The organism is Vibrio sp. MED222 (assembly GCF_000153005.1).
Lineage (GTDB): Bacteria > Pseudomonadota > Gammaproteobacteria > Enterobacterales > Vibrionaceae > Vibrio > Vibrio tasmaniensis_A.
Map to the genome: position 1 here is coordinate 217,977 of NZ_CH902610.1, position 21,584 is coordinate 239,560.

The 21,584-nt window shown below is 45.3% G+C and carries 19 protein-coding genes and 1 riboswitch; of the genes, 10 read left to right on the top strand and 9 right to left on the bottom strand.

What is annotated here, in order from left to right:
• The first annotated feature begins 6 nt into the window (after positions 1-6).
• Positions 7-1,152 (top strand): molecular chaperone DnaJ, encoded by a 1,146-nt coding sequence (gene dnaJ, locus MED222_RS03555; protein ID WP_009848332.1) that lies wholly within the window; start codon positions 7-9, stop codon positions 1,150-1,152.
• Positions 1,153-1,295: 143 nt separating this feature from the next.
• Here the strand turns inward: dnaJ and MED222_RS03550 are convergent, their stop codons facing one another.
• Positions 1,296-1,778, bottom strand: coding sequence for a type IV pilin protein (locus MED222_RS03550; protein ID WP_009848333.1), 483 nt, complete (start codon positions 1,776-1,778; stop codon positions 1,296-1,298).
• Positions 1,779-1,829: 51 nt separating this feature from the next.
• Here MED222_RS03550 and MED222_RS03545 point away from each other — a divergent pair, with 51 nt between their 5' ends.
• The 7 genes from MED222_RS03545 (at position 1,830) to tadA (ending at position 8,790) form a co-directional block, all read left to right on the top strand.
• A complete protein-coding gene (locus MED222_RS03545) occupies positions 1,830-2,336 on the top strand; it encodes a GspH/FimT family pseudopilin (protein ID WP_009848334.1) in 507 nt (168 codons plus the stop codon).
• Positions 2,317-2,949 (top strand): PilW family protein, encoded by a 633-nt coding sequence (locus tag MED222_RS03540; protein ID WP_009848335.1) that lies wholly within the window; start codon positions 2,317-2,319, stop codon positions 2,947-2,949. Before MED222_RS03545 ends, MED222_RS03540 begins: the two co-directional genes overlap by 20 nt.
• Positions 2,946-4,256, top strand: a complete 1,311-nt coding sequence (locus tag MED222_RS03535; protein ID WP_009848336.1) for a hypothetical protein — start codon at positions 2,946-2,948, stop codon at positions 4,254-4,256. The genes MED222_RS03540 and MED222_RS03535 overlap by 4 nt, the downstream gene beginning before the upstream one ends.
• Positions 4,246-4,695, top strand: coding sequence for a type IV pilus modification PilV family protein (locus tag MED222_RS03530; RefSeq protein ID WP_009848337.1), 450 nt, complete (start codon positions 4,246-4,248; stop codon positions 4,693-4,695). Before MED222_RS03535 ends, MED222_RS03530 begins: the two co-directional genes overlap by 11 nt.
• Before the next feature lie 297 nt (positions 4,696-4,992).
• Entirely contained in the window at positions 4,993-6,555 is a 1,563-nt protein-coding gene (locus MED222_RS03525; protein WP_009848338.1) for an AbgT family transporter, read from the top strand.
• A 230-nt stretch (positions 6,556-6,785) separates the two neighbouring features.
• Positions 6,786-8,075, top strand: coding sequence for a hemolysin family protein (locus MED222_RS03520; RefSeq protein ID WP_009848339.1), 1,290 nt, complete (start codon positions 6,786-6,788; stop codon positions 8,073-8,075).
• A 76-nt stretch (positions 8,076-8,151) separates the two neighbouring features.
• On the top strand, positions 8,152-8,790 hold the full coding sequence (gene tadA / locus MED222_RS03515) for a tRNA adenosine(34) deaminase TadA (protein WP_009848340.1): 639 nt from the start codon (positions 8,152-8,154) through the stop codon (positions 8,788-8,790).
• 61 nt (positions 8,791-8,851) lie between these two features.
• On the opposite strand, the gene MED222_RS22755 is transcribed toward tadA, so the two are convergent.
• Both MED222_RS22755 and mltF read right to left on the bottom strand, forming a co-directional pair.
• Positions 8,852-8,986: a hypothetical protein gene (locus tag MED222_RS22755; RefSeq protein WP_009848341.1), complete on the bottom strand. Its 135-nt coding sequence runs from the start codon at positions 8,984-8,986 to the stop codon at positions 8,852-8,854.
• A gap of 292 nt (positions 8,987-9,278) precedes the next feature.
• Complete coding sequence (mltF, locus tag MED222_RS03510; protein ID WP_009848342.1) at positions 9,279-10,847, bottom strand: membrane-bound lytic murein transglycosylase MltF; 1,569 nt, start codon at positions 10,845-10,847, stop codon at positions 9,279-9,281.
• Between the two features lie 329 nt (positions 10,848-11,176).
• Between mltF and purL the strand changes: the two genes are divergently transcribed.
• The gene (purL, locus tag MED222_RS03500; protein ID WP_009848344.1) at positions 11,177-15,091 is read left to right on the top strand and encodes a phosphoribosylformylglycinamidine synthase; all 3,915 of its coding nucleotides are present in this window, start codon (positions 11,177-11,179) and stop codon (positions 15,089-15,091) included.
• Between the two features lie 252 nt (positions 15,092-15,343).
• Positions 15,344-15,877, top strand: coding sequence for a DUF3332 domain-containing protein (locus MED222_RS03495; protein ID WP_009848345.1), 534 nt, complete (start codon positions 15,344-15,346; stop codon positions 15,875-15,877).
• A 98-nt stretch (positions 15,878-15,975) separates the two neighbouring features.
• On the opposite strand, the gene dapD is transcribed toward MED222_RS03495, so the two are convergent.
• The 6 genes from dapD to MED222_RS03465 all read right to left on the bottom strand — a co-directional run bounded on the left by dapD (position 15,976) and on the right by MED222_RS03465 (position 21,531).
• Positions 15,976-17,007: a 2,3,4,5-tetrahydropyridine-2,6-dicarboxylate N-succinyltransferase gene (gene dapD, locus MED222_RS03490; RefSeq protein WP_009848346.1), complete on the bottom strand. Its 1,032-nt coding sequence runs from the start codon at positions 17,005-17,007 to the stop codon at positions 15,976-15,978.
• 264 nt (positions 17,008-17,271) lie between these two features.
• Positions 17,272-17,913, bottom strand: a complete 642-nt coding sequence (locus tag MED222_RS03485) for a MarC family protein (RefSeq protein WP_009848347.1) — start codon at positions 17,911-17,913, stop codon at positions 17,272-17,274.
• A gap of 200 nt (positions 17,914-18,113) precedes the next feature.
• Positions 18,114-19,103 (bottom strand): GGGtGRT protein, encoded by a 990-nt coding sequence (locus MED222_RS03480; protein WP_032555326.1) that lies wholly within the window; start codon positions 19,101-19,103, stop codon positions 18,114-18,116.
• A 23-nt stretch (positions 19,104-19,126) separates the two neighbouring features.
• Positions 19,127-19,819, bottom strand: coding sequence for an iron-sulfur cluster assembly scaffold protein (locus MED222_RS03475; protein WP_009848349.1), 693 nt, complete (start codon positions 19,817-19,819; stop codon positions 19,127-19,129).
• A gap of 194 nt (positions 19,820-20,013) precedes the next feature.
• Positions 20,014-20,097, bottom strand: a riboswitch (Fluoride riboswitch).
• Positions 20,098-20,251: 154 nt separating this feature from the next.
• Positions 20,252-20,545 (bottom strand): YebG family protein, encoded by a 294-nt coding sequence (locus MED222_RS03470; protein ID WP_004735185.1) that lies wholly within the window; start codon positions 20,543-20,545, stop codon positions 20,252-20,254.
• 89 nt (positions 20,546-20,634) lie between these two features.
• Positions 20,635-21,531: a LysR family transcriptional regulator gene (locus MED222_RS03465; protein ID WP_009848350.1), complete on the bottom strand. Its 897-nt coding sequence runs from the start codon at positions 21,529-21,531 to the stop codon at positions 20,635-20,637.
• Between the last annotated feature and the right edge of the window lie 53 nt (positions 21,532-21,584).

Consider the following 21,584-nt stretch of genomic DNA (forward strand, 5'->3'; position numbering starts at 1 on the left):
TAGAACATGTCAAAACGTGATTTTTACGAAGTATTAGGCGTAAGCCGCGATGCATCAGAGCGCGATATTAAAAAAGCGTACAAACGCTTAGCGATGAAATTCCACCCAGACCGTAACCAGGGTGATGACAGCGCAGCAGACAAATTTAAAGAAGTAAAAGTAGCGTACGAGATCCTAACCGATGCTCAAAAGAAAGCAGCTTACGACCAATACGGCCACGCAGCTTTTGAACAAGGTGGCATGGGTGGCGGCGGTTACGGCGGCGGTGGCCAAGGTGACTTCGGCGATATCTTCGGTGACGTATTTGGCGATATCTTCGGCGGCGGTCGTCGTGGTGGTGGTCAAGCGCGTGCACAACGTGGTTCTGATTTGCGTTACAACATGGAACTTTCTCTAGAAGAAGCCGTTCGTGGTGTATCTAAAGAGATTGAAGTACCAACACTTGTTGAATGTGACATTTGTGATGGTAGCGGCGCGAAAGCGGGTTCTTCTGCACAAACGTGTGGTACTTGTCATGGCCACGGTCAGGTACAAATGCGCCAAGGTTTCTTTGCGGTTCAACAGACTTGTCCTACTTGTAATGGTAAAGGCAAGATCATCAAAGATCCATGTAACTCATGTCATGGTCAAGGTCGCAAACAGAAGACGAAAACGCTTAACGTTAAGATCCCAGCAGGTGTTGATACAGGTGATCGCATTCGTCTATCTGGCGAAGGCGAAGCAGGGGAGCACGGCGCTCCAGCTGGCGACTTGTACGTACAAGTACACGTAAAAGAGCACAATATCTTTGAGCGTGACGGCAACAACCTTTACTGCGAAGTGCCAGTAAGCTTCTCTATGGCTGCTTTAGGTGGTGAAGTTGAAGTTCCAACACTCGATGGCCGTGTAAACCTTAAAGTGCCAGAAGAGACACAAACGGGCCGTATGTTCCGTATGCGTGGCAAAGGCGTGAAAGGCGTTCGTGGCGGCGGTGTGGGTGACCTAATCGTTAAACTAGTGGTTGAAACACCGGTTAAGCTAAGCTCTCGTCAAAAAGAACTACTGCGCGAATTTGAAGAAACATGTTGTGGTGAAGCTGCAAGCAAGCACAAGCCAAAATCTGAAGGTTTCTTCAGCGGCGTGAAAAACTTCTTTGATGACCTAACTAAGTAATCAGTTCAGTGATTTGGTAGCTTAAGTTACTAATAAAAAATAAAACCTGCTCATGTAGCAGGTTTTTTTGTGTCTGAAGATAGTGTTTTCAAAGTGATGTTATACCTTTGGCTTCAGATTTTACGCGGTTCCTGATTTCTACATTACTTCCAACACGCTTGAGGCTCTGAAACACCTGAGTGATGTAGCTCCAGAATATCAGTCGGTGAGTCTAAGCAGTCATCATTTGTCTGTGGTGCGTGTGGTTCAGCTTGAATGGAGTATGAGGTACTGCTAGCCGAAATTGTTAGTGTGTACCTGCTTGTATCGGTATCGCAAAACGAGCACGTCCCTCCCGAAACTATGTTTCCAGCAGCTGTGGCATAATTTCCGGCGTAAGCACTCTCAAGTTCAAGTTGAATTTTTGCCATATCTCCTATCGCTGTCATTCGATGCGATTTTAAAACATGGCTTGTGTAGCTTGGATAAGCTATTGCACTGAGTACTCCTACAATGGCAACAGCGATCAATAATTCGATCAGTGTCATTCCTTTCATACTTAAATTGTTGTTGTTACATCTTTTTATTCGAATCTTCACGAGTAGTTTCCTTTCATAACCCTGTCCATTTTTCTCGGGTGGTAGCATCGGTGCAAGATTAAATATTCTTACGCACCTGATTACATAGGAATTTGGGAAATGACTCGCGGGTTTACTTTATTAGAGCTGTTAATAACGGTGTCGATACTGTCGATATTGGTAGCGACGGCTGCTCCGAGTTTTAGTTCAGTCACCCAAACAGTCAAGATACAGCGCGTTGCTGGGGAGTTGAATGGTTTCTTAGTACAGGCAAAGTCTGAGTCTGTGAAAAGAAATCAAAAACTCTGGGTACATTTCTCGACGGCTAAAAATGAAGAGCAATCTACGGGGGAGTGGACAGTATGGTTGAAGCCTACGGAAGATCTGTCTGGTGATACATTGCTGATGTTGTCGGGAGAACCGTTTCGAGATTTATCGTTTTCTCATAACTATACAGGCTCAAAAATCAGCTTTGAAAGTGTAAGAGGAAGGCCTGCCAGAGGTACGATTTACTTGGCTCCTAAAAGAGCTTCAACCGACCGGCTTTTGATTAAACTATCTAGCCCTCCGGGGCGAATTAAAGTGTGCGGCGAATCAGGCGCTCAGTATGGTTACTATGCTTGCTAAGGCCCGCAGCAGAAGCTTGCGAAAGCAAAAGGGCGCATCTCTCATTGAACTGATGGTCACCTCCGTTATTGGTGTATTCGCGATTGCTATTATCGGCAGCGTATTTATGACGGGGCACAGAATAGCCAAAGACAAAGGCATTGAGCTATTGCTGCTGCAAAACCTTACGAGCACGATGCAGGTAATGAAAGAAGATATTCAACGAGCAGGCTACGATGGTTCAAATGGAGAGTCCCTGAAGCTATTAGATGCCGTTAATACGATTCATGTTAGCGGTGGTGTTGAGGTGGGGTTCGTCTATTTGAAAGAGGGATCAACTGACGGAAAAAATTACAGGAATATCGTGTATAAAAAGGAGGGGACTCGATTGAAAGTTTGTGAAAAGGGCGTTCTTACTCCAGGGAACATTTTAGCCCATGATCAAGTTACCTCATGCTACTCACTTTTCGACGATAGCATTATTTCCGTCGACGATTTATCAATATCCTCACAAGTGTTGAGCAAAAATGGGGTGAGCACTACGCTCACTGATTTGAATATTGTTGCGTCAATTCCGAGTGCTGGGATCTCTAAAGGCGTCGCTATAACCGTTAAGCAAAGGAATTGGCAATGACCTCGGTAAAGCAGCAAGCTGGAGTGGCTACGTTGTTAATCACATCTGTTTTAGTGTTGAGTGCTTTAATTGTTACTTTGGGCACCTATCGCAGTGTTTTTCATCAAATTAAGGTCGCGCAGAATGAAGTTCAAGTCCGCAAAGCTCATTGGAACGCCGAGGCTGGGTTGGAGTGTGGTTTTACCTATATAGCTGAAAATGATCTCACGGCAATTCCCAATGATTTAATGAATCACTGTCAGCAGTCGAAAGTCCTTACGTTGAAATCAGATAACCTAACACCGAATATATTGGTGTCGAGTGCTCACTATTTATCTCTCAACAAAGAGATAAGTTTTAACAATTCGTCGGGGCTAGGGGCGATGCAAACCAATTCGAGTTTGGAGTTTATTTCTGATCACAATATCGATATTACCCCAGATATTAGTCTTACTGCGGTCGGTGGTATTAACGAATGTGTGTCTGTTCGGTTCTTAGATAGTGTGATCTATAAAAACCAAGGCGGCGGGCGTTTGAAGACAATCACACCTACGGGCGGTATCCCTCCTTTTCCTACCTTTGAGTCTTGCCAACCGACAACCGATATTAACCGCAATGCAACCATTGATTCAGTTGGGTCATTGCCTTCAAATGCTTTTCAATCAGATTTCAAATTTGACCCAGCCATCGATACTTTCTCTAATTACTTTGGGGTATCTAAAACGCCAGAAAATATTGACCAGATTAAGCGTGATTATCATGTGATTGACCTCATTGACAGGACTGTATCTCCCCCCAAGCACATTGATTTATTCAACGGGAAGTATCAAGGTAATAAGTGTAGCCAAGCGATTAATAACGCCTTTACTAGTGGCAGAGATAAGGTGTGGGTGATCGGTGATTGCGTGGTCTATCACCCACCAATTAATGTGGTAGAACCTATCCCCGGTGTTATTACTCCACGTTCATTAGTGATTCAAGATGGCATCGTTGCGAACGGTAATGCAAGTGTGTTTGATGGTTCCTTTTATCACCTAAATGATATGAGCATATACGACGAACCAGCCTCCCCTGATGTTGATACGGACCTATTGAGCGGCTTATGGGCCAAAGTTCCAAATACGATACCTATCGCCGGCTTAGTGCAGAACAATTCGGTTTATATTGGATTTGCTTCTTTTTTTCCCAAGGGAGGGATGTTCTTTGATTCAGTTGGCGGGTTATCGACAATTCAAGGTTCGATTAACTTAGATTACACAGGCGAATACAACCCCCATAGTGTTCCTTTGAAAGCCAAATGGAAAAAGGGATCATGGAATGACTTATAAACATTCAGGTTTTAGCTTGATAGAGGTCCTGATCTCTTTTCTATTGATCGGTATCGCTTCGCTAGGGTTGGTTAAGCTACAGGTCTATGCAGAACAAAAATCGGATTACGCGTTGCACAGTGTAGAAGCGCTTCATTTTGCTGAAAGGCAGATGGAGTATTATCGAACTCGTGTATCGGATGTGGGGGGAGCTGTAGGGTTAATCCTTTTTACGGATCTCAATCAAGCGGACTACTGTCGCAATGCGACAAGTTCGGATCCTTTATCTGGTTTGTCGGACTCTGGGTATACGATGAGCTGTGAGGTGACAAATGCCAGTGGTGCCTTGTCTCACGCTTTGAAAAACATTACGGTGACTGTTGCATGGCGAGATCGCATGAACCGTGCGCAAAGCATTCGCCTCGAAACTATGCTCTCCAAATACAGTGAGTTTGATTGATCTATTAAGCAAACGTTTACTGCATGCCAAGCCCTACGCTTCTCCTTTACTGATAGTTTTCACTCCTCGGACATTGTTTACGTGCCAGTTAAAACTCTGTATATGGAATGGTGTTTTTTGTGTTTTTATATTGTTGCTGTTGTACAGTATTTTTGCAAAATATGTCTCCATTTATGGAAAATGATGTGGAACCTTGTGCTTTTTAACAGCGACTTTAATAGAATATGTGCTGTACCAATAGGCCATGGTCAAAACTTATATTAGGCCTAAACAAACAACATCACATATGGAGTTACAATGAGTAACCAAGCCGTAAAAAAAGCACCATCGACTGAGAAGATCAGTGGTATGGACCGCTTTCTAAACTTCATTGAACGCGCCGGCAACAAAATTCCAGATCCAGCAATTCTGTTCTTCTGGGCTCTAGTTATTGTATGGGTAGCATCTGCACTTTTATCGAATCTTTCATTCGACTTAATCAACCCTCAAACGGGTGCTGCTCTTGAAGTAAACAACCTACTTACTGGTGAAGCGCTTGCTAGCTTCCTAGCGAATATGGTTACCACGTTCACAGGCTTCGCACCGCTAGGCATCGTACTTGTTGCTATGCTAGGTGTTGGCGTTGCTGACTCTTCAGGCTTCATTACGACTGGCCTTAAGAAGATGCTTAACTTCACGCCAGCTAAGTTGCTAACGCCAATGCTAATTCTTGTTGCTATCGTGTCTCACACAGCAGCAGATGCAGGTTACGTTCTAGTAATCCCTCTTGGCGGTATCATCTTCCACGCAGCGGGTCGTCACCCTCTAGCGGGTATTGCAGCAGCGTTTGCTGGTGTATCAGGTGGTTTCTCAGCGAACTTCATTCCTTCAGGTATTGACCCGCTACTCGCAGGTTTCACTCAAACAGCGGCAAACGTTCTTGACCCTGCATACGTGATCAACCCTCTAGCGAACATCTTCTTTACTGGTTTGTCTTCAATTCTAATTGTGGCAATTGGTTGGTACGTTACAGAGAAAATCATCGAGCCTCGTCTTGCTAATACGCCTGTCGATGAAGATGCAGAACAAGCACCTGATCTAGGTACGTTTACAGCCATTGAATCTAAAGCATTCAAATTCGCTGGTTGGGCAATGGTTGCCGGTATTGGTCTGCTTATCGCGGCTCTAATGCCTGAAAACTCAGCACTTCGTTCACCAGAAGGCGAACTAACGGCGTTCTCAGCACCAGTAATGAAGTCTATCGTTCCTCTGATCTTCATCCTGTTTATTATTCCGGGTATCGTCTACGGCCGTGTAGCGGGTACCTTCAAGAATAGTAATGATGTTATCAAAGCAATGTCTGAGACGATGGCAACGATGGGCGCATACATTGTAATGTCGTTCTTCTGTGCTCAGTTCCTATCAGCATTTGCTCAATCAAACATCGGTACTATGCTGGCGCTTTACGGTGCTGAAGGCTTGAAAGCAATGGATCTTCCTGGTGAAGCAACGGTTGTTGGTATGATTCTACTAACGGCTTCAGTTAACCTTCTTGTAGGTTCAGCTTCAGCTAAGTGGGCTCTTATTGGTCCTATCTTAGTTCCTATGTTAATGGTTGTGGGTATCTCTCCTGAGCTATCTCAAGCGGCTTACCGTGTAGGCGATTCAGTGTCTAACATCATCTCTCCACTGATGGTGTTCTTCCCACTGGTTGTTGTTTACTGTCAACGTTACGTTAAGTCGACAGGTATCGGTACTCTAGCTTCTCTAATGATGCCATTCTCGATTGCTATGCTAATCGGTTGGTCTATCTTCTTGCTAGGTTACTGGGCTCTTGGTATCCCGCTAGGTATCCAAGCTCCTTACACTTACATAATGTAAGATTGAACTAAGCAAAATTAAGCTTTATTCATTGCTAAGCCCGCACCGAAATGTGCGGGCTTTTTTTTGCTATTTTTTTCTGTTTTTTTATCCAAGATTTTTATAGCCAAGACTTTTTATATCCCAAACTTTCTATATCCAAAACTTTTTATATTCAAAATAAAGGCACTCAGCTTATACTCCGGATTACGGCTAATTGTTGGCCGGTAAATTTAGGAAATCCAAGCCACATGAAGATTCTGCTTTTAGTAGGGTTAATTGTTTTAAATGGTCTGTTTGCCATGTCAGAGATTGCACTGGTAGCAGCAAAGAATAGTCGGCTGAAACGCTTAGCCGAAAAACATCGCTCCGCTCAGGTTGCTCTTGAGCTCAAAGAAAATCCAACCCGCTTCCTTTCAACCATTCAAATCGGTATTACGGTAATCGGTCTACTCAGCGGTATTGTGGGTGAGGCGACGCTTTCTGCTCCACTGGCCGTTCAACTTGAACTGTGGGGACTCGATCCAACACAAGCGAATATCCTGTCTACCACGGTAGTCGTTGTGGGTATTACTTACTTCGCGATTGTTGTAGGTGAGCTAGTGCCAAAACGTTTTGCTCAATCTCAAGCTGAAAACATTGCTGTGCTAGTCGCGCTGCCTATCTTCTGGTTATCTAAAATTGCGACGCCGTTTGTGTTTGCGTTGTCTGCTTCTACGGAAGGTATTCTCAAGTTAATGGGACGTGGTGGCGAAGAAGACAGTGTGACGGAAGATGATATTCATGCACTCGTGAAAGAAGGCTCGGAATCTGGTGTGATTGAACGTGGCGAGCAAGAGATGATTCGCAATATCTTACAGCTTGATGACCGTTTGGTGAGCTCGTTGATGACGCCACGTCGAGACGTCGACTTTCTGGATATTAGCCAACCGGTTGAGCAGATATTTAAAAAGCTGCGCAGTTCAAAGCATAGTGTGTTTCCATTGTGCCAAGACCACCTCAATAAAGTGGTCGGTACGGTGTCAGCCAAAGCCTTATTGAATCAGGCGGGCAATTTAAACATTCAAGTGATCATGGGGCTATCTCGCTCTCCGATCTATGTTCCTGAATCGATGAAGGCTTTACGTCTACTTGGCTATTTTAAAGAGTCGGGTACAGAGATGGCATTCATTGTTGATGAATATGGCGATGTTCAAGGCCTTGTGACTCATTACGATATTCTTGAAGCGATTGCCGGTGAGCTATCCAATAACCCCAATGACCTATGGACAGAGCAAGTGGAAGATGGATTGCTGGTGGATGGATTGATTCCTATCAGTGAACTGAAAAACCGCTTAGAGCTGTCGGATTTTGAGGGTGAAAGCGAGAGCTTCCAAACGTTGAATGGCCTAGTGACTTGGTTAATAGGGCGCTTACCTGATGCCGGTGAAGTTGTTCAATACCAGCAGTGGCAGTTTGAAGTTATCTCTGTTGAGAACAATCGAATTGTGAGTATCAAAGCGACGCAAATAGCCGATGACATAGAAGGCGCCAATAGCTAGCGATCCGCCTAATCAGTAAGCGGCGATTGTTCATTGCCTCTTATCTCTTTATTGTTCATTATCACGAAGATTAGGTATGCTTCACCGCATACCTATTTTCGTTTTTATCCTTTGTTTTCTGGAGCTCCCTTTGTTAGACCATCAATTCAGCCCTCAAGATGAAATCTTCATGCGACGCGCCATCGAGGTCGCTAAGCAAGCAGAAAAAGAGGGAGAGGTTCCCGTTGGTGCTGTTCTAGTGAAAGATGGGGAGGTTATCTCTGAAGGATGGAACCGCTCGATTGGCTGCCACGATGCAACCGCACATGCAGAAATCGAAACCTTGCGTAAAGCAGGTCAAGCCTTGGAAAACTATCGCTTACTTGATACCACCTTGTATGTCACCTTAGAACCTTGCCCAATGTGCGCGGGTGCCTTATTACACAGCCGAGTAAAGCGCATTGTGTTTGGTGCTCCAGACTTAAAAGCGGGTGCGGCGGGTACGGTATTGAATCTCTTTGAAAGCCAAGCCTCATACCACTATGCCGATGTTGAGCATGGTTTGTTAGAGGAAGAGTGTCGTGAACAATTACAGGCGTTTTTTAAGCGCCGTAGAAAAGAGATCAAAGAGAAGCGAAAGCTTGAGCGTTTGCAGGAAGAGCAGCGTTTAGAATCTGACAAGGCAAGTAATAAGAATAAGGTCAGTAACAAGAACAAGGTCTGTAACAAAAAATAGCAGCGATCTTTCGGCACTCTCAATCATAAGAGTGCCAAGCAAACTTAGTTGGTCATTACTTTTACTCAGTAATCATCTGCATGAAAGCACGGTTGCGCCAAATGATCTTCTTCTTATTATTTGAAAGCATACGCTTACGACGGTTGGCAGCAACGGTCTTATCAAGGCGTTTCGATTTCAGTTTGTTCTTCATCATTTCAACGATTTCCTATTTGTCGTCTGGCTTTGTAAGTATGACTTCAGTTTTAATTATAGTGGTTATTTGCTTATAAGCTTTGCCACGAACTTAGCGTTGGCTTTCTGAACCACTATCGTGATGGCTAAGAGCTGAATGCAACAGAGCATTATGTCGCTTATGGTGTGACGTTATAAAGTTCGATTGTTACTGCAATATGACACTCTGGATATCGCAGGCGTTTTGTTTGTTTTGGTCATTTATCGTGATGCAATAAAAAAGAGCAATGCTAAATGGCATTGCTCTTTTTCTTTTATTTGGAAGACTCAGCGTCGTTCACTGCGGATTCAGTTTCACTGATTGTTGATTCAGCATCTGATACCTCTAGAGGTGGGATAACGACCAAACCTTCAAGGCTCGCTTCTTCCTCTTTATTACGCTTATTTACATGGCCAATAATGCTCTGATAATAACGGCGAATGTTCTCAACGTAATTCCTTGCTTCATCACCACGCGCATACCCGTAACGAGTTTTGCTGTAGTACTTCTTCTGTCTTAGCAGAGGAAGCCTGTCTTTCACATCACCCCAAGCATCAGGATCACCGCCTTGTGCTTTGGTTAAGCGACGAGCATCCATCATGTGCCCGTAACCTACGTTATATGAGGCAAGCGCAAACCAGATCTTCTCGTGTTGGGTGATTGAATCTGGTACTCGATTCACGATACGACGCAGGTATTCAACACCGCCTTGTACCGACTGTTTCGGATCGAGACGATTGGTTACACCAACGCTCTTCGCGGTTGGTAGCGTCAACATCATCATGCCTCGAACACCGGTTGGAGAGCGTGCGACAGGATTCCAGTGTGACTCTTGGTATGCTAAAGCGGCAATCAAGCGCCAGTCAAATTCTTGAGAATATTTCTGAAATAGCGGCGACCATTTTGGCAGCTTGCTATCCAATGCGCGGATAAATGCACGAGTATCAACGTAATCAAAAGTGCCGATATGGCCGATGTATTTTTCTTCCAGTGAAGCCAGTTCACCAGACTGTTTTAGGTTACCAAAGAACTCAATCAGTAATGCATAAAGGCTTTCATCTTCAGACTTCTGTAAATACCAAGAGATAGGTTGGTCTTCTGTCAGCTCAAATGCCAAAGCGACGTCTGGGTACAAACGCTGTGCGAGTGACAACTCAATCGAGTCTGCTACCGTAAACAAGCGTTCACCAGTCGACACTTCTTTTAGCAGGTCATTGATGTCAGCATTACCTATTGCATCGTAGATAAAGTCATCGTGCTTGTTCTGGATCTGTTTTAGCGTTGGCTCAAAATGTGAGTCCTTCACTACCACCAAAGATGGCGTCAATGTTTCGGTAGATGCCGGCTCTTCTGATTCAGTTTGTGCTTTTACGAAATCAGCCTGACGCTTATTCTCGAACTTGATCAGTTGTTGAAGGTTTCTTGGGCGCCACTGTCCTTTTTTATACACCACTTGCTGGCTTACATAGTAATAGGCGGGCGCGGCGCGATAAGCGCGTGTCAGGTTATTGTTTTGCGTTAACCCTGTCGCGATAAGATCGATCTCGCCTTTCTTTAAGGCTGGAAAGAGGCCGGATAAACGGTAAGCGGGTTTAATCTCAAACTGTACACCAAGTTCCTGCGCAAATTCACGAGCTAACTCGTAATCCAAACCAGCAGGGCCATCGGGACCAATGTAATAAGAGAGTTGGTTATTTAGGGTGCCGACGCGAAGAACGCCTCGCTCTCGTATCTGCTCAAGGACACTTTTAGGTTCTGACTCAATCTGGCATCCAGCCAACCCTACTAGGGCAATGGCAAGCAGAAGGAACTTAGACGAAAAGATGAGCGTAAATTTAGGCATCAAAATGAAATCTCGAAAAGTGGAAGCCCCTTTATACCAAACCCCGCAAGGCTGGCAAAGCAGGTTTATTTAAACAGTTGTAAAAGTGCTGATAAATGCAGCAAAAGTACCATTTATGCATAAAGATAAAAAAAATAACGCAAACGGTTGCTTTTGGTGTTACGTCACAAAAAGAAATGCTTTATAATGCGCTCGCATTGAAGAGGTGGAATCGGCATAGGTTTGGCAACCTTCGGGAATAGCTTCGAAGAAAACAGTTAGGTTGTTCCTATAACCCACTGAATTTATTCCAATACTACCTTAATCAACTGCATAAGAGACCTAAGCACATGAGAATTTTGCGTGGCTCCCCAGCTCTATCTGAGTTTCGTGTTAACAAGCTTTTAGAGCTTTGTCGTGAATTAAGCTTACCTGTAACAGGTATTTACGCTGAGTTTGCCCACTTTGCTGATCTAACGGCAGACCTAGATGAGTCTGAAGTTGAGAAGCTAGAAAAGCTACTGACTTACGGTCCAACGATTGAAGAGCATGAACCTGAAGGTTTACTGCTGCTTGCAACGCCACGCCCGGGCACTATCTCGCCTTGGTCTTCAAAATCAACAGATATCGCACACAACTGTGGACTGGCTAAAGTGTCACGTCTAGAGCGCGGTACTGCTTTCTACATTGAAACCTCTGCTGAACTTTCTGAGCTTCAACTTGTTGAGCTGAAAGCAATCCTGCACGACCGTATGATGGAAGTGGTTTTCACTGACTTCGAATCAGCGGCGGCACTATTTACCGTGGCTGAGCCTGCTCCTTATGCGGAAGTTGACCTATTAACTGGCGGACGTAAAGCGCTTGAAAAAGCAAACGTTACCCTAGGTCTTGCACTTGCAGAAGATGAGATCGATTACCTTCTTGAAAGCTTCACCGAGAAGCTAGGTCGTAACCCGACTGACATCGAACTAATGATGTTTGCACAAGCGAACTCAGAGCACTGTCGTCACAAGATCTTTAACGCTGATTGGACTATCGATGGCGTTAAGCAAGAAAAATCATTGTTCAAGATGATTAAGAACACCTTTGAAACGACACCAGAGCACGTTCTGTCTGCTTATAAAGATAACGCAGCGGTAATGACAGGTTCTGAAGTGGGTCGTTTCTTCCCAGATCCAGAAACTCGCCAGTACAACTACCACCAAGAAAAAACACATATCTTGATGAAAGTTGAAACGCACAACCACCCAACGGCAATCTCTCCATGGCCGGGTGCATCAACAGGTTCAGGCGGTGAAATCCGCGATGAAGGCGCAACTGGTATTGGCGGTAAGCCAAAAGCGGGCCTGGTTGCTTTCTCTGTATCTAACCTTAAGATCCCGAACTTCGTTCAACCTTGGGAAACTGACTTTGGTAAGCCAAGCCGTATCGTTACTGCTCTGGATATCATGCTTGAAGGTCCTCTTGGTGGCGCAGCATTCAACAACGAATTTGGTCGTCCAAACCTGTTAGGTTACTTCCGTACTTACGAAGAGAAAGTAAACTCTCACGCAGGTGAAGAAGTACGTGGTTACCACAAACCAATCATGCTGGCTGGTGGTCTTGGTAACATTCGTGATGATCACGTTCAGAAGAAAGAGATCCCAGTAGGTGCAAGCCTGATCGTTCTTGGTGGTCCTGCGATGAACATCGGCCTTGGTGGCGGTGCTGCATCTTCAATGGATTCTGGTTCTTCTTCTGAAGACTTAGATTTTGCTTCTGTACAACGTGAAAACCCAGAGATGGAGCGTCGTTGTCAGGAAGTTATCGACCGTTGTTGGCAGCTTGGTGATGCGAACCCGATCGCATTCATCCACGATGTAGGCGCGGGCGGTATCTCTAATGCACTTCCTGAGCTAGTAGACGACGGTGAGCGTGGCGGTATCTTTAACCTACGTGACGTGCCAAACGATGAGCCGGGCATGAGCCCACTTGAGATCTGGTGTAACGAATCTCAAGAGCGTTACGTAATGGCGGTTGCTGATAAAGACATGGCAACATTCGACGCGATTTGTAAACGTGAACGCGCACCTTACGCAGTGGTTGGTAAAGCAACAGAAGAACGTGATCTGAAACTAGAAGATTCACACTTCGACAATACGCCAATCGACATGCCAATGGACATCCTATTAGGTAAAACACCTAAGATGCACCGTGACGCGAAGACGCTAAAAGCAAACAATCCTGCGATTGACCGTTCTGGTATCGAACTAAACGAAGCGGTTGACCGTATTCTTCGCCTACCAACAGTGGCAGAGAAAACATTCCTTATCACCATCGGTGACCGCTCGGTAACAGGCCTTGTAGCTCGTGACCAAATGGTTGGCCCATGGCAGGTTCCAGTTGCTAACTGCGCAGTAACTGCAGCAAGTTACGACTCTTACCACGGTGAGGCGATGTCTCTTGGTGAGCGTACGCCAGTAGCACTTCTAGACTTTGGCGCGTCAGCTCGTCTAGCGGTTGGTGAAGCAATCACTAACATCGCAGCGACCAACATCGGCGATATCAAACACATTAAATTGTCAGCTAACTGGATGTCTCCAGCAGGTCACCCTGGTGAAGATGCAGGTCTTTACGAAGCGGTTAAAGCCGTGGGTGAAGAGCTATGTCCGGCACTGGGTCTTACTATCCCTGTGGGTAAAGACTCAATGTCGATGAAGACTAAGTGGGAAGAGAACGGCGAGCAGAAAGAAGTAACGTCTCCGCTATCTCTTGTTATCACTGCATTTGCACGTGTTGAAGATGTTCGTAAGACAATTACGCCTCAGCTTCGCACTGACAAAGGTGATACTTCACTAGTTCTTATCGACCTAGGTAACGGCAAAAACCGTATGGGTGCTACAGCACTAGCGCAAGTTTACAAGCAGCTTGGTGACAAGCCAGCAGACGTAGACAATGCAGCACAACTAAAAGGTTTCTACGAAGGCGTTCAAGCACTTGTAGCGAACGACCAAGTTGTCGCTTACCACGATAAAGGCGATGGCGGTCTATTCGTAACGCTAGCTGAAATGGCGTTCGCAGGTCACTGTGGTGTTAACGCTGATATTGCAGCGCTTTTATCTGCATCAGAGAACAGCGAAGATACGCTAGCAGCACTATTCAACGAAGAGCTAGGTGCGGTAATCCAAGTTCGTAACGATGACCTAGACGCAGTACTTTCTACACTTGCTGCAAACGGCCTAGAAGCGTGTTCACACGTAATTGGTTCTGTTGAAGCATCAGACGAAGTAGTGATTAAGTCGGGCGCAGACGTTGTAATCCAACGTAACCGTACTGAACTACGTACTATCTGGGCTGAAACTACGCACAAGATGCAAGGTCTACGTGATAACCCAATCTGTGCAGACCAAGAGCACGAAGCTAAGAAAGACAACTCAGACCCAGGTCTGAACGTGAAACTAAGCTTTGACGTAAATGAAGACATTGCTGCTCCTTACATCAACACGGGCGCTAAGCCTAAAATGGCGATTCTACGTGAGCAGGGTGTTAACTCTCACGTTGAAATGGCAGCCGCATTTGACCGTGCAGGCTTCGAAGCAACTGATATTCACATGAGCGACATCCTAACGGGTCAAGCGGTACTGGAAGAGTACAACGGCCTTGTGGCTTGTGGTGGTTTCTCTTACGGTGACGTACTAGGCGCTGGTGAAGGTTGGGCTAAGTCGGTTCTGTTTAACGACTCTACGCGTGACCAGTTTGAAAACTTCTTCAAGCGTGAAGATACCTTCTCTCTAGGTGTGTGTAACGGTTGTCAGATGCTGTCTAACCTGCGCGAGCTAATCCCTGGTGCTGAGTACTGGCCACGTTTCGTTCGCAACGAATCTGAGCGTTTTGAAGCACGTTTCAGCCTAGTTGAAGTTCAGAAGTCTGATTCTGTATTCTTCAATGGCATGGAAGGCTCTCGTATGCCAATCGCTGTTTCTCACGGTGAAGGTCGCGTAGAAGTGCGTGACAACGACCACCTAAACGCGATTGAAAACTCAGGTACAGTTGCCCTACGTTACGTTGACAACAACGGTAACCAAACGCAGCAATACCCGAACAACCCGAACGGTTCGCCAAATGCTATCACTGGTTTAACAACGACGGATGGCCGTGTGACTATCATGATGCCTCACCCAGAGCGTGTATTCCGTACGGTTGCTAACTCTTGGTCTCCAGAAGGTTGGGGCGAGAATGGCGCTTGGATGCGTATGTTCCAAAACGCACGTAAGAATGTGGGTTAATCTGGTTCACAAAACCGAATAGTTTTAAAAACTAATAAAAGCGCAGACTGAAAGGTCTGCGCTTTTTTATTGGCAACTCTTTAGGAACCAGAGCGAAACAATTAACGTTTGCAGTTTGCTGTTCTAAAAAACTCCACTACGCTAAATGTTATGGAATCAATTTGTTAGGCCATGAATTTCTGTACGTGAACAGGAAGACTGCTGTTTGGCTATGCAAAAACCGAATCAATCATCGTGGCATAAGAGGGATCTATGAAAACAACAATCACAAAAGCAGTTGCAGTGGCAGCGATTGTCATGTCGTTAGCTGGGTGTGTCGGTAGTAATGCCGTTACTGGGAAATTAATGAAGTTCAACGTTGAGGTTGTAGATAACCGTTACGCTCGTGCTGGGGTCAACTTCTTGCTTGCTCCCGTTTACGCTTTAACATTCGCAGCCGATTACATCGTGTTTAACTCGATCGAATTCTGGGCGGGGAAAAACCCACTCACAGGCGCGCCTCATATCTTCGATAGTAAAGTCGATACCATGATTGATGTGAACGACAGCCTCGATGATTCACTGAAAGATGCACCACTTGGCTTTAATAATCGTCAGATCGAATGGGGTGAGATGAAACAAATCGATGAGAATACGATTCGTATGGACATCACCTACAATGATGGTCAGAAAGCCGTTTTGACGGGGGTTCGTGATGGCGACAAGGTCAGTTACTACATGGATGGTACGTTAGTATCAGAAACCTCTATTCAAGCGCTTGAGCAGTTAGCTGCCGAGAAAGTGTAACGCTTTCCGTTTTATATAGATAAAAGAAAAGCCGCTGGATTTACCTCCAGCGGCTTCGTGTTTTTTAGTATCTAGTAATTTAGCATCTAGTGCGTAGATTAGTTGTTGCTGTGTAGCTCGCTGTTCAGTTCAACAGCTGACTTGTTCGCTAGACATTCAATTTGGCCAGTAATCGAGTTACGACGGAACAGAAGATCAGAAACGCCAGCAAGGTCACGAGCTTTAATGATTTCTACTTCGTTGCCTTCTTTATCTAACATGCGAACCTTAGTACCCGCAGTCACGTAAAGACCTGACTCAACCGTACAACGGTCGCCCATTGGGAAACCAAGACCCGCATTTGCGCCTAGTAGGCAGTTTTCGCCGATAGAGATAACCATAGTACCGCCACCCGACAGAGTACCCATGATAGAAGCGCCGCCGCCGATATCAGAACCGTTACCTACAACCACACCTGCAGAGATACGACCTTCAACCATGCTTACGCCAGTTGTACCAGCATTGAAGTTGATGAAACCTTCGTGCATTACTGTTGTGCCTTCGCCTACGTGTGCGCCAAGACGAACACGAGAAGTGTCAGCAATACGAATGCCTGTTGGTACTACGTAGTCCACCATTTTAGGGAACTTGTCTACGCAATCTACAGACAGAGCACGACCCGCTAGGCGAGCTTCGATTTGACGCTCAGCCAGCTCAGGAAGATCGATAGGGCCTTCGTTAGTCCATGCGATGTTGTGCAGTAGACCGAAGATACCATCTAGTACCGTACCGTGTGGTTGAACTAGGCGGTTAGAGATCAGTTGCAGCTTAAGGAAGCCTTCAGCAACTGATGCTGGCTTCTCGTCAGTCGCAAGAACAACAAGAACAAGAGGTTGCTCAGATGCTGCTGCTTTTTCTGCGAAAGATGCGTTTGCTGCATCGTCGTTTGCTGCGAATGCTTTCGCGAGTTCTGCGCTTTGTGCTGCAGAGATTTCGATAGCTTGGTTGCCTTCAGTGTAACCTGCAACTTCACCAACAGCCGCAACAAGAGCGTCGCTTGGGTTTAGAAGTGGGTTAGGGAAGAACGCTTCAATGATTTTATTGTCGCGGTTTTTGGTTGCCGTACCGAAGGCTAGTGAAAAGTAAGCCATGTTGAATCTCCATGTGTTGAGTCTTGATTTTGCTATTTCATAACAGCGGCTCGAATAACAAGCGCTGCCGTTAGCAAAGTTAATTTAATTGCGTTCATCATAAAGAGAGCGCCCTCGTTATGAAAGGGCGCATCGGGATAAAGTCTGTAAAATGATATTGCTTGTCTTTCTGGAGATAGTTTTCTGCAATGAGAAAATGATGCAATTCAACAAAATTTGATATCAAAGTTAGATAACCAACGTTCTTTAAATGAACAACACTCTTTAGATAAATAGCGCTTTATAAGCCTGCTCAATCCCTTCAATCAACATCTGCATACCGATAACGGCGAGTATTAAACCCATCATTCGGGTTATCACGTTCAATGCACTTGGTCCGACAGCTTTAACAAATCGCTCGCCGAATACAAATAAGACATAGGTTAGGGTACATAGTAGGCCGAAAGCGACGATGGTTATGATGGTTTCATAGACCCCCTCGGTACTGGCAAAGTTCATCGCAGTGGCAATGGTGCCGGGGCCAGCGAGAATTGGCATTGCAAGTGGTGAGACGGCGATACTTAGAGCTGCGTCTTTCTGGGCGTCTGAGTTCACTTTCTCTTTTGCTTTGGCGTGTGTTGAATCGCCTTGCAGCATGTGGAAGCCAATCAAAAAGACCAAAATGCCGCCTGTGATGCGAAGTGCGTAAAGTGTGATACCAAATAGGTCAAAGATCAGTTTGCCAGAGAGTGCAAAAGTACTGACGATGATGAATGCGATAAACACTGAACGGAAAGCGATAGATTTAACGGTTTCCCTGTCATTGTCACCGGTTAATCCAAGAAAAATTGGCGTATTAGCGATTGGGTTCATGATGGCAAAAAAGCCCATGAACACAGTAATGGTATGAATGATGAGCTCTTTCATATTATTCCTTTGAAAAGATGCAGTTAAATACAAATAATTATTAGAAATAGATAGTAGAGTAAGTGTGAATAAAAAACAGCCAGCATAAGGCTGGCTGTTTGGTTTTAGTGATAGGTGTAGAGTTTTGGTCGTCTGTTATTGCTTGTTTCTCAGTTAACGGACTCTATTCTATGGATAGATCGTGGCGCTCAACGTTGTCGTTATGCGTTTTGAGATTCGCTTACTGCTACAGCCAATGCAACCGTCGCGCCGACCATTGGGTTGTTACCCATACCGATGAAGCCCATCATTGCCACGTGAGCCGGAACAGAAGAGCTACCTGCGAACTGAGCATCAGCGTGCATTCTACCCATAGTATCTGTCATGCCGTAAGACGCAGGGCCTGCTGCCACGTTATCTGGGTGCAATGTTCTACCTGTACCGCCGCCTGAAGCAACTGAGAAGTAAGGTAAACCTTGGCGAGTACGTTCTGCTTTGTAGATACCTGCAACAGGGTGTTGGAAGCGCGTTGGGTTAGTTGAGTTACCCGTAATACTCACATCCACTTCTTCTCTGTGCATGATTGCCACGCCTTCACGTACATCATCAGCGCCGTAACACAAAATCTCTCCGCGAGGGCCTTGTGAGAAGCGGCGGCGTTCTGTTTCAACAAGCTCACCTGTTTGGTAATCGTATTGAGTGCGAACATAGGTAAAACCATTGATGCGAGAAATTAAGTAAGCCGCATCTTTACCTAGACCATTGAGTATTACCTTCAATGGGTTGTGACGTGATTTGTTGACGTTGAGTGCGATTTTAATCGCACCTTCTGCAGCAGCAAAAGATTCATGGCCCGCAAGGAAAGCAAAGCAGTGACTTTCTTCATTTAGAAGACGTGCAGCCAATGCACCGTGGCCAATACCGACCTGGCGTTGCTCAGCAACACTGCCGGGTTTGGTGAATGCTTGAAGGCCTTCACCAATGATATTCGCAGCTTGTTCTGCGCTGGTGGCTTTGCGAAATAGCGCCAGTGCTGAGCCAAGGATATAGGCATCGGCAGCGCTTTCGAAAGCAATAGGTTGGGTATCCATCACTAGCGCTTTTGGGGCGACATTGTGTGATAGACAGTATTGGTTCGCTTGCTCTAAAGAGTCGAAGTTCATTTCTGCCAATACGCGAGTTACTGATTCATTAAATTGAGTGTTCATCATATCTTTCCTCTAAATTGGCAAAATTAGTGTTGGCGTGGGTTAATGGTGGTAACGGCTTCATCGAAGCGACCATAAGTCCCCGTCGCAAGGTCAGCAGCTTCATTAGCTGGCATGCCTTGGTTAATCGCCTTCATCATTTTGCCGAGGTTGAGATATTCGTAGCCAATCACTTCGCTGTGATCATCAAGTGCAAGCTTGGTCACGTAGCCTTCTGCAAGCTCTAGGTAACGAACGCCTTTAGCTGAGGTTGAATAGCTGGTGCCTACTTGGCTACGTTGTGTTTGACCTAAGTCTTCCAATGCTGCGCCAATTTCTAGGCCGCCTTCAGAGAATGCGGATTGAGTTCGACCGTAAACGAATTGCAGAAAGATTTCACGCATGGCTACGTTAATAGCGTCACACACCAAGTCAGTATTCAGAGCTTCAAGAATGGTTCTTCCTGTGAGGATTTCGGCTGCCATCGCGGCTGATTGAGTCATGCCTGAACAACCAATCGTTTCGATTAGCGCTTCTTCGATGATGCCGTTTTTTACGTTCAGCGTTAGTTTTGCTGCACCTTGTTGTGGTGCACAAGTGCCGACGCCATGGCTTAAACCAGAAATAGCGATGACATCTTTTGGGCTAACCATGGCGCCTTCAACTGGAATTGGAGCTGAAGTGTGAAGATCACCCCTTTGAATAGGGCACATTGATTGAATTTCTGAAGAGTAGTGCATAATGTTTTCTCACTGATAGAGCCATTTAAGACCTAGGGCGTTGAGAAAACAGGACGTGTTGGAAGAGGTGTGGCTAATTCACTACAGATCTTGAGTATCGATCATCCAAAGGTGTCATGAAGCTCGGTCTTAATAGACTAAGTCCATTCCAAAATGGAGGAGTAGCGATACATCCAACAGTATTACCTGTTTTCGATTCTGTAGGAGTCATTAGCACGGTTCAAAAGAACGGGCGGTTGAAGCAAAAGCTTAGGTGGAACCCCATCACCTGATGGCTATAGATTAGATCTTAATCACACTTTTGTGCAAGCGAATGTTTAGAGCGATTTCGACTATAAACAGAGTTCATTATATTTCGATAAGTATAAAAAAACGCCAATAACGAGCTCTGATTAGAGACATTATTGACGTTTTTTAGAAAACTTCAGCTAATTAAGCGGCATCTTCTTCTGCGTCTTCAACTGCTTCAAGCTTCTTTTCTTTTTTCGGAGCTGGTTTACGCTTAGCACCTAATGCGTAAAGAACTTCTTCTTTGTTCTTCGCTAGGTACATAGCAAGCTCTTCTTGCTTGCCTTCATCTTCAACTAAATCGCTTTTGCTTAATAGTTCAAAAAGCTCATCAGCCATATCCAGCATTTTGTCGTATGCGTCAGCTTCGGCTTTAGAGGTAAAAGTCATTTTCTCTTCTCCGTTGCGTTCGACCACGTACTTGACGATAACAGCCATGGTTAATCCTCTAAGTTTGATAAAATTTTACTGGCTTTTTATACAGTTTCTGATGTTAAAAGTCCAGTTGGAGCCCTAACAATGCGGCCTCAATCTTGATGTGTAGCCCAGTCTTCACAATAACTCATGAAAGATTTCAGCAGCGGGCTCTGGTATTTGTCTTTGTGTACCAGCATCCAGAAACGTCGTTTCATGTCGAGTGGGACATCGAGTGCTTTCACTCGGCCTGAGTCAATTGCTCGTTGCGCCGCCAGTCGTGATAAACACGCGAATCCAAGATTGGCAGAAACTGAATTGATGATCGCCTCGGTGGTGTTGAGTTCAAAGGATTCATACCAGTGTTCGATACGCGGTGCGACGGCACGAAGGAAAAACTCGCGAGTGCCTGAACCAGACTCACGTAAAATCCAATGACTATCTTCTAAATCGCTTAAAATCACTTTTTCTTTTGAATTGAGAGGGTGTTGATTACTAACAATAATACACATTTCATCGCTACTGAACTGGCTAGAGATCAACTCCGGATGGAGTGTTTTTCCTTCAATTAACGCGATATCCAGTTCATAATCCACCAACTTTTGGCAGATCAGCGCACTGTTTGAAATGAATAAGCTCTGATCTTGATGCTGAGTTAGCTCGCGAAAGCCAGACAGAATAAACGGTGCGACCTGATTACCAATTGTGTCACTCGCACCGACCTTTAGATTGCCACTTAAAGGCTGGTCGTCACGGAACAAAACATCAATACCAGCAGCACGATGTAATATCTCATCCGCCAAAGGAAGAAGCTTTTGTCCTTCTTGATTGAGAATTAATCGGTTATTAACCCGGTCAAATAGAGAGTGACCGAGTTGTTTCTCCATTTCGCCTAGCGCCATGCTGACAGCGGCCTTAGACAGAAACAGAGCCTCAGAGGCTGCGGTCAATGTCGAATGCTGGGTAATAGTGACAAACACTTTGAGTTGTTTGATTGAAATATTAGCCATCAGGTTCCTAGTTTTACGCTGCTGGTGGAAAGGTATCGTTCAGTATTAATGAA

Excerpts from the sequence above, each read along its gene's own strand:
- dnaJ (WP_009848332.1), top strand. The coding sequence starts at position 7 with ATGTCAAAACGTGATTTTTACGAAGTATTAGGCGTAAGCCGCGATGCA.
- MED222_RS03550 (WP_009848333.1), bottom strand. The coding sequence starts at position 1,778 with ATGCTACCACCCGAGAAAAATGGACAGGGTTATGAAAGGAAACTACTC.
- MED222_RS03545 (WP_009848334.1), top strand. The coding sequence starts at position 1,830 with ATGACTCGCGGGTTTACTTTATTAGAGCTGTTAATAACGGTGTCGATA.
- MED222_RS03540 (WP_009848335.1), top strand. The coding sequence starts at position 2,317 with ATGGTTACTATGCTTGCTAAGGCCCGCAGCAGAAGCTTGCGAAAGCAA.
- MED222_RS03535 (WP_009848336.1), top strand. The coding sequence starts at position 2,946 with ATGACCTCGGTAAAGCAGCAAGCTGGAGTGGCTACGTTGTTAATCACA.
- MED222_RS03530 (WP_009848337.1), top strand. The coding sequence starts at position 4,246 with ATGACTTATAAACATTCAGGTTTTAGCTTGATAGAGGTCCTGATCTCT.
- MED222_RS03525 (WP_009848338.1), top strand. The coding sequence starts at position 4,993 with ATGAGTAACCAAGCCGTAAAAAAAGCACCATCGACTGAGAAGATCAGT.
- MED222_RS03520 (WP_009848339.1), top strand. The coding sequence starts at position 6,786 with ATGAAGATTCTGCTTTTAGTAGGGTTAATTGTTTTAAATGGTCTGTTT.
- tadA (WP_009848340.1), top strand. The coding sequence starts at position 8,152 with ATGCTTCACCGCATACCTATTTTCGTTTTTATCCTTTGTTTTCTGGAG.
- MED222_RS22755 (WP_009848341.1), bottom strand. The coding sequence starts at position 8,986 with ATGATGAAGAACAAACTGAAATCGAAACGCCTTGATAAGACCGTTGCT.
- mltF (WP_009848342.1), bottom strand. The coding sequence starts at position 10,847 with ATGCCTAAATTTACGCTCATCTTTTCGTCTAAGTTCCTTCTGCTTGCC.
- purL (WP_009848344.1), top strand. The coding sequence starts at position 11,177 with ATGAGAATTTTGCGTGGCTCCCCAGCTCTATCTGAGTTTCGTGTTAAC.
- MED222_RS03495 (WP_009848345.1), top strand. The coding sequence starts at position 15,344 with ATGAAAACAACAATCACAAAAGCAGTTGCAGTGGCAGCGATTGTCATG.
- dapD (WP_009848346.1), bottom strand. The coding sequence starts at position 17,007 with ATGGCTTACTTTTCACTAGCCTTCGGTACGGCAACCAAAAACCGCGAC.
- MED222_RS03485 (WP_009848347.1), bottom strand. The coding sequence starts at position 17,913 with ATGAAAGAGCTCATCATTCATACCATTACTGTGTTCATGGGCTTTTTT.
- MED222_RS03480 (WP_032555326.1), bottom strand. The coding sequence starts at position 19,103 with ATGATGAACACTCAATTTAATGAATCAGTAACTCGCGTATTGGCAGAA.
- MED222_RS03475 (WP_009848349.1), bottom strand. The coding sequence starts at position 19,819 with ATGCACTACTCTTCAGAAATTCAATCAATGTGCCCTATTCAAAGGGGT.
- MED222_RS03470 (WP_004735185.1), bottom strand. The coding sequence starts at position 20,545 with ATGGCTGTTATCGTCAAGTACGTGGTCGAACGCAACGGAGAAGAGAAA.
- MED222_RS03465 (WP_009848350.1), bottom strand. The coding sequence starts at position 21,531 with ATGGCTAATATTTCAATCAAACAACTCAAAGTGTTTGTCACTATTACC.